This window comes from Candidatus Methylacidithermus pantelleriae, from assembly GCF_905250085.1.
GTDB lineage: Bacteria > Verrucomicrobiota > Verrucomicrobiia > Methylacidiphilales > Methylacidiphilaceae > Methylacidithermus > Methylacidithermus pantelleriae.
Genome location: NZ_CAJNOB010000001.1, coordinates 220,342 through 231,835, shown reverse-complemented (window position 1 = coordinate 231,835; position 11,494 = coordinate 220,342). Strand labels below are relative to the sequence as shown.

6 protein-coding genes and 2 tRNA genes are annotated in these 11,494 nt (G+C 55.3%); 5 read left to right on the top strand and 3 right to left on the bottom strand.

Annotation, left to right across the window (positions count from 1 at the left end; all coding sequences use genetic code 11):
- Positions 1-2: 2 nt before the first annotated feature.
- Together KK925_RS00990 and KK925_RS00985 are read right to left on the bottom strand one after the other, a co-directional pair.
- On the bottom strand, positions 3-659 hold the full coding sequence (locus KK925_RS00990) for a cytochrome c3 family protein (RefSeq protein ID WP_174581726.1): 657 nt from the start codon (positions 657-659) through the stop codon (positions 3-5).
- 207 nt (positions 660-866) lie between these two features.
- A tRNA-Met gene (locus KK925_RS00985) sits at positions 867-938 on the bottom strand.
- A 104-nt stretch (positions 939-1,042) separates the two neighbouring features.
- Between KK925_RS00985 and KK925_RS00980 the strand changes: the two genes are divergently transcribed.
- The 5 genes from KK925_RS00980 (at position 1,043) to KK925_RS00960 (ending at position 6,252) form a co-directional block, all read left to right on the top strand.
- Positions 1,043-1,116 (top strand) — tRNA-Pro (locus tag KK925_RS00980).
- 529 nt (positions 1,117-1,645) lie between these two features.
- Positions 1,646-2,491: a transporter substrate-binding domain-containing protein gene (locus KK925_RS00975; RefSeq protein ID WP_214096180.1), complete on the top strand. Its 846-nt coding sequence runs from the start codon at positions 1,646-1,648 to the stop codon at positions 2,489-2,491.
- Positions 2,488-3,246: an amino acid ABC transporter permease gene (locus tag KK925_RS00970; RefSeq protein ID WP_174581725.1), complete on the top strand. Its 759-nt coding sequence runs from the start codon at positions 2,488-2,490 to the stop codon at positions 3,244-3,246. Before KK925_RS00975 ends, KK925_RS00970 begins: the two co-directional genes overlap by 4 nt.
- Entirely contained in the window at positions 3,236-3,964 is a 729-nt protein-coding gene (locus KK925_RS00965; protein WP_174581724.1) for an amino acid ABC transporter ATP-binding protein, read from the top strand. The genes KK925_RS00970 and KK925_RS00965 overlap by 11 nt, the downstream gene beginning before the upstream one ends.
- 269 nt (positions 3,965-4,233) lie before the next feature.
- On the top strand, positions 4,234-6,252 hold the full coding sequence (locus KK925_RS00960; protein ID WP_174581723.1) for a GumC family protein: 2,019 nt from the start codon (positions 4,234-4,236) through the stop codon (positions 6,250-6,252).
- Between the two features lie 1,234 nt (positions 6,253-7,486).
- Here the strand turns inward: KK925_RS00960 and KK925_RS00955 are convergent.
- Complete coding sequence (locus KK925_RS00955; RefSeq protein ID WP_236027797.1) at positions 7,487-10,051, bottom strand: TonB-dependent receptor; 2,565 nt, start codon at positions 10,049-10,051, stop codon at positions 7,487-7,489.
- Positions 10,052-11,494: the final 1,443 nt, after the last annotated feature.

The window sequence follows — 11,494 nt, the reverse complement described above, 5'->3', positions numbered from 1 at the left end:
CCTTACCGGTGGCAGGCTCCACAGTTATCCGTCGGATGAACCCCCCACTGTTCGACGAGCTTCTGGCCCAATGCCTCCTGCCCCTCTTTTCCCCCAGGCGGGGTCCAATCAAGATCAAACACTTTATCCATCGGGCGCACGTGGAATTCCGGATTGCGATGACAATTCAGACACCACCCCATGCTTTCTGGTTCGTGCTGCCAAACCTCCCGCATGTGGTTCACCTGCCCGTGACAACTGGCACAGCTAATCCCGCGGTTCACGTGAGCCTGGTGACTGAAATAGGCAAAATCGGGTAACTCATGAATGCGCACCCAGCGGATGGGTTCCCCTGTTTCCCAGCTTTTTCGCACCGCAGCCAGCTTGGGGTCGTCTGGTAAGATCTGCCGATGGCAGTTCATGCAGGTCTGGGTCGTGGGAATGTTGGAAAAATCACTTCGCTCGACAAAACTATGGCAATAGCGGCAGTCCATCCCGAGCTGGGTAACGTGGAGATCATGGTCAAACGGAACGGGCTGCTTGGGCATATAGCCCACCCGTGTATACTTGGGTGTAAAGTAATAGGAGATTCCGGCAATCCCAAGAATGACCAAAACCAAAGCTCCCACCAACATTTTCAGCGGGAGCCAATTCCAACTCTCGTCGAAAAGATTGGCCATCGGCCTTTCCCGTTCTGCGAAATCCTCCCCTTTTTTTGGGGTATCTCTCCTACTTAGAGGCAGGCCCCGCTGGGAAGCAAGGACAAGACCGGCTGCAAGAGGTGAATTCTTTTCGGTTTGTAATAAGCGATCCTAAAGCGTTCTCCCTGGAGCTTGGGTTTGATCTTCGAATTTTCTAAAACGGCAATTTATTCGAAAAGGACGCAATGCCAGGGGAGAGATTCGAACTCTCGACCAAGGGCTTATGAGTCCCCTGCTCTACCGCTGAGCTACCCTGGCAAAACGGGCACTTCCCGGCGCTTGCCTTAAAAACTATTTGCCGCCAGCTCCGTCGGCAAGCATGCTTGTTTGGAGAAAAGAGGGAATCGTTTGTCCCGTTTTCTCGGGCTGTGGCGTAGCCTGGTAGCGCGCTTGGTTCGGGACCAAGAGGTCCAGGGTTCAAATCCCTGCAGCCCGACGGAGGTTTTGCATTCCCCTCTTTCTTGTGCCTTCTAAAGGGTTGTACGGAGAAACCCCTGGGGAGGCCGTTCACAAGGAGGCACCAGTCTCGCCAACGATTTCCTTTCCGACACCAACCCTTTGAACCGCTGGATCCCTAGGCCCCAAAAAGAATCTTTCGCTTCTTTTGGGGTTCTGTCCCTGGCTTTGGCTCTCTAGGGTTTTCCCCTGGACCTCGTACTAAGCCCGTGCCAAATGAGACACAATGACATCACCCCTTCGGCAACGGGAAGGGATGGCGTAAGCTAACTAGGGATTGAGCTTTTTCCTTCTTCCGGCTTTTCCGCTGCGGGCATGCCCGTCCGTGAGGTACCAAACCCCTAACGCGACCGGAAAGCCTGCCGCTTCCCGTGCAAGCCTTTTTTGTCCAAGGGGATCCAGCACGGCGCCTTCCCTTGCTCCTGCTGCTCGAAGTAGGATGACCCCGGGTTAGAAAACCCTACCCTCGGAGTTTTTTGCGCCCGTGCACCGACCTGGGAAAAACAAACGTGTACCAACTGAGTAACCCGCCCATGGGGAATAGCTTGCGAGCCCTTGGTTTGTGTTGGATCGCAACGCTTTGCCTTCTTCAAGGAAGCGTGAGCCTTGCCGTTCCCAATCACCCCTCTTGCCCGCTCAAAGTCGGAATGGAACTTACCCATCCCCCGTTTGAAATGACCGATCCCACAGGCCGGCCGTGCGGGATTAGCGTAGATCTAGCCAACGAACTTGCCGCCTACCTTGGAAGGAGTCTCCAGATTGAATCCATGCGCTTTGAGGGGCTCATCCCGGCTCTGGCTTCCGGACAACTCGACCTGGTGATTTCGTCCCTTACGGTAACGCCGGAACGCCAACGCGTCGTCCTTTTCTCCCGGCCTTACTTTCGAGTGGGACTTGCGCTGCTCGTGCGCCCGGGCCTTTCCATCGGCTCGGTGAAGGATCTGGATCGCCCGGAGATCCGCGTGGCAGTCAAACTGGGGACCACAGGCCACATCTATGCCGAGACAAGACTTCCACACGCCCAAGCGATCGTGCTTTCAGACGAAACGACCGCCGCTTTAGAAGTAGCCCAGGGAAAAGTCGATGCCTTCCTTTATGACGCTCTTTCCATATATTACTTGCATCAAAAATTCCGGGAAAAGACCCGGGCGATTCTGGAACCGTTCCAAGGGGAGGCCTGGGCTATTGCCGTTTCACCGCAACGGCGGGAACTCCTCGACAAGGTCAACCGGTTTCTCGAGGGCTGGCTTTCCCGCGGGGGAATGGAGAAGCTTTTGGCGCGTTATCTCTCTTTCGATTCGCACATTGCCCCTTACCTCCATGAATGGCTCGAGAAATTAAGTCCCCCAAAATGAGAGGAGTTTCCCAGGACCGGTTGCGTTGGGTCAGTTTTGTCTCAGGCACGATAGGTTTCCTTTTCCTTTTGTTCGTTCTTTGGAAAGCAGCCATCCAATATCCCTGGAGCTGGCAAGCTCCAATCCGGTATCATGCTCGGTTTGTTCAAGGGTGGGTGGCAACGCTAGGGATAGCCGCGGAAAGTCTTTTGCTCAGCACAAGTCTTGGGGGCCTTTTGACCCTCCTTGAGTTTTTTTCCCAGGGTCCTCTCCGATGGGGACTTCTCTTGTATATCCGGCTGGTGCGAGGCACTCCCATTCTGGTCTTTACGCTTGTTATGTACTACCTTGTCGCCCAGGCACTCGGAGTCACCGACCGCTGGACCGCTGCCGTAGCGATTCTTTCCACCTTCCACGCCGCTTACCTGGCAGAAATCCTTCGTGGGGGCATCCAATCGATCAGTCAAAGCCAGTGGGAAGCAGCCCAAGCCGTGGGGCTCACCTTTGGCCAAACCATCCGCTATGTCATTCTTCCGCAAGCGCTGGCCCGGATCCTGCCTGCCCTTGCCGGCCAGTTTCTCATTCTGGTCAAAGATTCTTCCATTCTTTCCGTCATTGCCGTGGATGAGCTAACCAAAGCATCCCAAGAGGTTGCTTCTCTCACGTATAGCACCCTCGAAAGTTACCTGCTCATGGCTTTGGGCTATTGGGTTTTGACCCTTCCTTTGGATCAGCTCATCCGGGTTTGGGAAAGAACTCTGCACTATGAGACTTGAGCTCGTCGGAATTACCAAGTCCTACCGGGGAACCCCAGTTTTGCGGAACATTGAAGCCCATCTTTCCGGAGTCCAATGCGTAGCGATCTTAGGCCCCAGCGGGAGCGGCAAATCGACCCTCCTCCGCATCCTGGCTGGGCTAGAAGTCCCCGAGGAGGGCACCGTTCTTTGGGAGGGCCAACCGCTACCTAACGAACCGGCTCGCCTTCTTCAATGGCGACGCTCCGTCGGGGTCGTTTTTCAAAGCTTTAACCTTTTCCCTCATCTCACGGCGCTCCAGAATCTCGTCCTGCCCCTGGAAAAGGCCCATGGCTATTCGAAAAGCCAAGCCAAGGAGCGAGCCTGGGCTGCCCTGGCCCAACTGAGACTTGCAGAACACGCCCATAAAAAACCGGCCCAGCTGTCAGGAGGCATGCGCCAGAGGGTCGCTATCGCCCGAGCCTTGGTGATTGAACCGCAGATCCTTTTTCTGGATGAACCTACCTCGGCCCTAGATCCGGAGTCGGCGCAAGAAGTCCTCAAGCTGGTGAAAGAAATCGCCGAGCAAAAGAGGAATCTCGTTCTGGTTACGCATCACGTGGGATTTGCCCGGTCGATCGCCGATTGGGGAATTTTCCTTGCTCACGAGACGATTCTCGAGCAGGGGCCTGCCTCCCAGTTTTTCGTTTCGCCCCAAACGGAGGAGTTGAAACGGTTCTTGGAGAAACTTCTCTTCTAGAGCGGTTGACAGCAGATCTACCGATCTCGCAATAACGCTGGAGAAACTGTCGCGCGAAAAACAAAGGCCTTTCAAGCATTCACAGACCCCCGGTCGACTTTCCAAAAAAAAGGATCCTCCAAAAAGCACAAACCTGTGTTTTGAATTGATCGCCTGTGGAGCAAAAGGCTTACGATCCTTGGGATCCCCCAAGGGGCCCAAGAATCGATGCGTTCAATAACCGGTAAAAGCTTTTCGGCTCAAACCCATCTCTGGATCGGATTTGTGCCATGAAAGACACTGGGAAACAAGAAAAGGGAGCCAAAGCGGTTCCCTTTGGGGGAAGCCTCCTCGGCTCGCGTCGCGTACTGGCAGGAGCAGTGCTTTCGTTTGTTCTTTGTGCCGGCATCGGGGCAGCCATTCTCTGGGCTTTTTTCCCCCAGGGGTACCGGGCAACCACCTATCTCCGGTATGTGTCTTCTGGAACCACTGCTCTAGAGCTTCGGGAACGCTTGCAGGATTTTTCCCGGGAATTTACCTCGGACCCTTTCCTTACAGAACTAGCGAGACATTTTTCCGAGAAAGAAGAGGAACGAACACTTTCCTATCTTCACTCCCACCTTCGAGTGCGCCCCTTGCCTGACTCAACCAAGCTCGAAGTTTCGGCCCGGGGGCGGACAAAAGAAAAAGCTCAAACTCTCCTTCGGGAGCTTTGCAAAGAAATTCTTCGCGCTCGCGCCCAGGCACAAGCGGCTCAGGCTCTGGCTCCCTTTGACCTTCTTTCTCAAGAGCTTGAAAAAAAGGGCAAAGAACTCGCCCAAGCCCGCAATGCCTTCCAATCCTTCCAGGCCTCTCTGGGGGGGATCGACCCGCACCGGCGCTGGGAAAAGTTAACTGCACAAGCCCAAGAACTCCAAGCGAAGCTTACCGAAGCGCACCAGAGTGCCACCGTTTGGCAGAAGGAATGGGAAAAATGTCAAGCGGCCGACAACCAAAGGGAACGCCTCCTCCAAATAGAGTCGATCGCTCACAATCCCGCTGTCTCAAAAGCATTAGAAAAGTTAGACACCATCAAAAAGGAGCTTGCGGCGCTACCGCCGGAGCCATCGGGAAAACCATCAGGCTTTTTGGGAATTTTCGGGCCCAAAAACGCGGAACTCCCAAACCCTCGAACCCCGCAACTGCTTGAGGAACAGCGTCGGGCCCAAAAGAAACTTGCCGACGCTCTCCGTCAAGCCAAGGAGGAGTGTCGACGGCAGTGGGAGCAAGCAAAAAACAAAACGGAACAACTCGAAGAAAGCTTGCGAAAAAACCAGCGCGAGCTTGAGCTTGTGGCACAAGAGATAAGCCAATGGGAACGACTGGAGCAAACGGTACTCACAGCTCAAAATCTTTACCAGGCGCTTTTGGAAAAACTCACCGCTGCCAGGCTTTCTCTTTCGAACCGTCCTTTGGACCTGGAGGACACCGGGTCTCTGACTATTCGCCGGATACCACCGCCCAAAAAAGAGATGCTCCTTGTAGGCCTTTTGTGCGGAACTCTGGGAAGCGCCATCATAGCCAGGCGGTTGGCCTGGTGGGACCATCCCTTTCGATCGGAGCAGGAACTATCCAAGGCAGTTCAAGGTCTTACGATCGTCAACATACCAGAACTTAGTGAAACCCTGGTTCGGAAGTGGATTCAGACCGGGTTGTCCGACGGCGAACTCCGATCGGTTTTCGAAAAAAAGACGCCTAAAGACACGGCATTCAAGAACCCCGGGGGGCCCACTCCTCCAGGACCCTGTCTCGGCGTGCTCGGGCTTCGAGGCGATACCCATACCGATGTTTGTATTGCCACGCTCGCTCTTGCGTGCGCAAGCCAAGGGAAAGACACTCTTCTTGTCGACGCCCATTTTGCTAGGCCTACCCTAACGCAACTGTTTTTGGGAGACCGCCAAGGACCTGGACTCGAAGAGTATTTTACTTCCCCCGCCCTCCTTTTAGGCCTGCGAAAAGCAACCCAGGTTCCTCATCTCTTTTTTGTTGGCTGTACAGGAGAAGTTTCGCAGGCCCTTTCCCCAGCCGATTTGCGAAGCGGGCTCCAAGCGCTCGTTTCCGAAGCAATCAGCCTCCACGAGTATGTTCTCCTTTCCATCGGGTGGCTGTCGGACTCAAATTTCCCGATCTGGGAAGGACTGCCTCGCGAAATGCCTCTTTACTTAGTCGTTCGTGCTCGCGCCCATACTCGGGGAGAAGTCATCCGCGCGTGCCAACAGTTCCAAGCCCATCCGCTTTGTTTCCGTGGGATTTTCCTCGCCGTGACCTAGCCGTTGGCCCGCAGCTCGGCTGCGATTGGGAAAAGCTCCTTTTTGGGCTTTAGCTCCCCTCTCCAAAGTCTTTCCTGGGGGCAGGCTCACGCGGAAAAAGGGACCTTTTTGGGTCGTTTTCCAGCAAACTACGAGTCTTCTTTTTTCGAGCGCATTCGGAGAAGCCCGCCGGGTGTTTGTGCCCTGAACAACCTCCGACGATGAGACCCAAACCTGCACGGCAAAAAATTCCCTCGGTTCTACCCTTGCCATTACTTCGCGTCGGATCCTTTCGTTTCCACCGAATGCGCTGGCTTAGCTTCTGCATGTGCCCTGCAAAGGGTGTCTCGCCCCGATGGGAGGGAGTTGATCTTCACAATCGGCAAGGATGGCACTAGCCAAAAGCATCCGAAGCGGCTACTTGCGGGTAAGGTTGGGGGTTGGCCTTTCCAGAGAAAAGAACGGAAAAGCGCAAAAGCCGGGGTTCCTGCAGGCGCCTTAACGAAAGGGACACGCACCAACAAAACGCGGAGTACCGGCCATGCACACGCGAAACTTCTTCTCGAGAAGCAAAGGCCAAAAGCTTTCTGGAAAAGGGGAATCCTATGCGCACTGGGGAAAGCTCTTGGAGTACTCGGCGAGGGCATGCGGGCGATGAATCCAGCACGGGAGGCCCGATCTTGCAGCTAGTTTAGGGCAGCCCCGAATGAATCCATCACCGCTCCGCAAGGCGCCAGAGGGGGGGGACACCGGGTAGCTGGCTCGCCGGATGGATCCATCCTACCGAAAGATCCTGGAAAAGGGCGAGGGGGGAAGGGCCCAGAGTTCGGGAGGGAAACGTCGAAAGGGGAGAGGGCATGGAGATGGACGATGAGTCGAAAAATCTCCCTTTCGTGATCAGAAGTTCGTGAGGAGATCCCCGGAGGAGGCCTTCCATCCTGCGCCAATTTTTGCTTGAAAACCGAATGCGAAACATTTCCCACCTTCGGTTTGAGATGAGCGGGAAAGGGAACCCGGCAACATGGAAAGATACCGCAAGACGGTGCAAGACCGAAAGGAATAGCTCCCGCTATGGGCAGTCCCACGCCGCAGCGTGTCGTCGCTCCGGGAGTCTACCGTAGTTCATACTGATCCTGTCCGGTTACGTTTGGCCAGCTGGCACCGTTATTCCCAACCCTGCCAGGGCAACCTGGGTTTCGGGAGAAAGCGGCATCATGGCTCGTTTGGGTGTGGGCAAAAGAAAAAGATTTGGTCTTTAAAAGGTTAAAACTACGGTGCCCTGAACCCAAAACGGCACCCCGGGGACAATAGTTTCATAGTTGAAGGACCGCAGGCCATTGGCCCCCATGCCAAACGCAAGCCAATACGGCTCGTTGGTCAAGTTATAGAATGAGATGCGGGCCTCCCAGCGCGGAGTGGCATAAAAAACGGCCGCGTTTAGGATAAACTGGGTAGGAATCTTAACTGCATAGTCATAGCCCAAAGACTGCTCGCTCATGACAAGAGCGCCTAGGGTAACGCCCAAACCGAGATCGCTGCGGTAGGTAACCAAGCCGCTGGCGATCTGGTCGGGAAAGCCTAGGAAGTTGTAGATGCCTGGAGGAAATCGACCATTGTTGTTGAGGGGAAGATTCCGCTGGAGGGCAAGGTCGGTCGAATAGGTTTGGTACATAGGCGGGCCGTGGCCTATCGAAGTCCAGTCCTCAATCCCGTGCATGTAGGCATAGCCAAGTTTCAGCCACAAATGGCGACTTGCCTGGTAGGTCATGCTGGCTTCGAAGCCCGTCACGGTAGAGGGCGTAGCGAGGCCGGCACGATTGTTCAGAGACGTCTCTTGGCAGAAGGCGTCAAGGGATGCAAAGAGCGTGTTGTGGAGGAGATTACATTTCAATCCGCCTTCGTAAAGCACGTTGGGCAAGCGGAATTGGTTGGAAGTAAAAAAGGGTGAAAACCCACCCATGTCAGCGGCGTTAACAACGTAACCCCAGTTAAAGTCGAAGTACGCATTCATCCAGGGAAAGATCCGATAAACCGGGCCAACGGTTACAAGGGGCGTCAGCTGGGTGGTGTTGAGCCGGGTGAAAAGCACAGCGGGGGTTCCCGGAGGGGTCTGCGCGGTGACCAAGTAAGTCGTGGCTCGAGCACCGGCCTGGAGAGAGAGCTTATCTGAAATGTTCAACCACTGTTGGTAGAACGGGCAGACCGCTACATAGCGGCAATCGGTGCTTCCCGCTGCGAGGTTGGCGGGTTCGAAGTAGTAGCCGGGAGGGGCACCAGGAATTGGCCACTCCCCGCCGAAGGGGGCCTTGGGGTTGCCGACCCTGGCCTGAAACGCCTTGGAGAGGAGAGCATTCCAAAGCATGGGATTCTGATTAGCCAGGCTGTAACTGTTCAGCACGATGAAGGAGTCGGAATTGTAGTCTAAGTTCTTCTGGTAATGGAGTTCGATTCCAGTGTCGACAAGACCGTCGAGCCGTAGCTCTCCCAGCAGGGCTCGGGCCTCTCTTAGTGGATCTCGCAGATCCGCTGGGAGATGGAAACGAAGCTGGCATTCCGTCCGGTTGTCGATCTCGTAGTCACCTCGCACAGACTCGCTGTAGAAGATCGGGTGAAGAATCCACTGATCATCGTGGTACCAGAAGAACGTGTTGTTGACGATCTGGAGATCTTGGTCAACCGCAGCCCTTTGAATCACCTGCATGAGACCCGTAGTGCCGTAACCGCCGTCGGTCGGGTTTAAGAGCACGGTCCGCCGGCTCATTCCAAGGGGAGTGCCGAGGTAGGTGGCGGCTCCGGGATTGTTCAGCAAGCCGGTCGTCGCTTGAGCAGGAGAGAGCGCTCCGGGAAGATAAAGTCCATCATGGATCAACGACTGGGTCGGCCGGTTGATCATTCCCCACATGGGGGTGTAATCGTACGTGCCGTAATCGCCGTAGAAGTCGATCGTATAGGATGGGTCCGGGTGGTAGCCCAAGGCGAAATAGAAATTCTCCTGGTCATTCCGCTGGTACTGGTAATAACCGCCGTTTTCCTGGCCCATGTAGCTCAAGCGGTAGGCAAGCTTGCCTCCGTTTTCGATGGGTCCTCCCATATCGGCGCCCCACATGTATTGCTGGTACATTCCTATCGTGTCCCAAAGATTGCCCCGGAACTGGTCGAAGTACGGCTGTTTGGTAATGTAATTCACATATCCCCCAGAAACCTGCGTTGCCCCGTAGACAGCATTCGAGGGGCCCTCGACTAAGTCCATCGACTCTACCATGTTGTAGTTCCAAGGGATATTCTGCTCGCTGTTGTTGTTGAGGGTCTCCTCAATTCCGTTAATCAAAGTCAGTCCATTGCGCCCGCGGATTGTGGGAGAACTGGCGATCCCGTAGTTGAGTTGGCTTAGTGCTGCTGGGGACAGGATTGCCATGGAGAGGGGATCCAGGAAGCCAAACTGTCCTATCCCCGCCGATTCGGCAAGCTCGTGCGAAATGGGAACGACATTGCGCGGGATGTCCATCACCTCGACGGGAATCCCATACACAGAGGAGTTAGGCTGTGCTGTGGGGAGTACCGTCTTTTCCCCGCCGACGCCGGTGACGGTTACCTCGGGCAGGGTGTAAGGATTACTAGGAGAATCAGGCGAAAGGGTCGGCGGTGTCACTTTGAGCGAGGGGATGGGAGAAACGGTGTCTTGCCCAGAGACGGACGAATCGTTGCTCAGGGAAGCCCATACCGCTTGCCGCGTAACAAGAACCCAAACGAGAGCTCCAAGGTAAAAAAGGAACCGTCGTGGCCTGCACCCCGGCTCATTGAGAACTCTGAGAGATGTCATGTTTTAACGATATTACGACACGTTTACATTACGTACAGGAGCAAAAGCGATCCGACAGTCCCAGTGTCTATGGAAAAGTTTGCTCCGTGAGGTCCCGGACAGGGAAAAGAACTCCCATTCTGGAGTCCGCACCACCAAACGGGAAAGACTTGTGGCACGCTCGGAGGAGATGGTCGATCCAAGGCCAAGGACCTCCAAGAGTTTAGGCAAACCACTGGCTTGCGATTTGCCTGCAAATCGCATGAGCTTAGAAACAAACGGGCATTTCGGTAACCTTTACAAACTACCAGGACAAAAGTCGTTGGCCGAAGACCGCACCTCGTTTCTCAACCCCTCGAAGACCCTCCACGGATACCCTAGCCGTAGGAACCCCCAACCGAAACCTTGCTTTTTCCCTTCGTCGCTACCGAGCCTGGAGCGCTTGTGATGCAAAAAGCCCGCCAGCCGAGGGTTACCAGCAGCGAAACAATAGCCGACGCATAGGGCTCTTCGTAGCAGGACGTCCAAATGAAGTTTGCGTGCGTGGACCAAGCTGCAGGGTGTTGACTACAAGACCGCTTGGCAGAGGTAGAAGGAGGAGCTTTGCGTACTCCCGCCAAGCAGTTGCCAACTGGAGCACTCATCATGCATGCGGTTGCGGTACGACGCGATCGCGTGCCCCTCTACGCGCGGGTGTGCACAAACGCCGATCACAAAGCGGGTGGTAAGAGACAATTGATTTGGGTTCTCCCAGTTGGCTTTTCAGGCAAACTGTTGGGGATCGTCAAGGCCGTCAAGGAGGTCGGCTCTGGGATGAAGGGCCACCGCAGAGGGCGCGTTGGGCAGGTCTCTGTCGGGCAGGTCTCTGATCTCCAAAGGTTCGCGTCATCCGGGTCGAGTAGCTCGACCGGCTGATGCATGCAAAGAGATCGCCCAGGCCTTGCGCCGAATCGCGCCAAAGACTTCTCATCGAACCATCGGATCTTCGCAAGAGGAAGGTTCAAACTTGGTTCGGTGGATCCGGTTCGCGCTTGCTCGTTCTCTTTCCTTCCCGTACGCCAAAGGCGATCGCGATGACTGAAAGTCGGCTTTTTTCCCTGCCGGCGTCGAGGTGATCGAAGTCCGACCCGGCCTGCACGTCTGTGATTGGCATGGTCAACCACGTGCGTCGCCATGACAGAAGTTCCTACCAAGGCGTGACCTCGTGCCTCTGGCCCGCAGAGGGTTGGGTCTTTCCGAACGCCCGTCGGTGCCAGAGGCAGTCGTGCCTACTCGCAATGGCGTTCACGTCCCCTTCGCCCTACTTGCAAGCCATCCGACGAAGCATGTGTGGTCCTTTCTTTGGCGGCGATTGGGAAGAGACTCAAAGTAGCGCAGGGAACACCTGGCTAGTCGGGAGGAAATCAAGGGCCTCCCGCGCCTTTGGCTGCGAAAAACGTGGGACTGGGCGCCACCTGGGTTTGC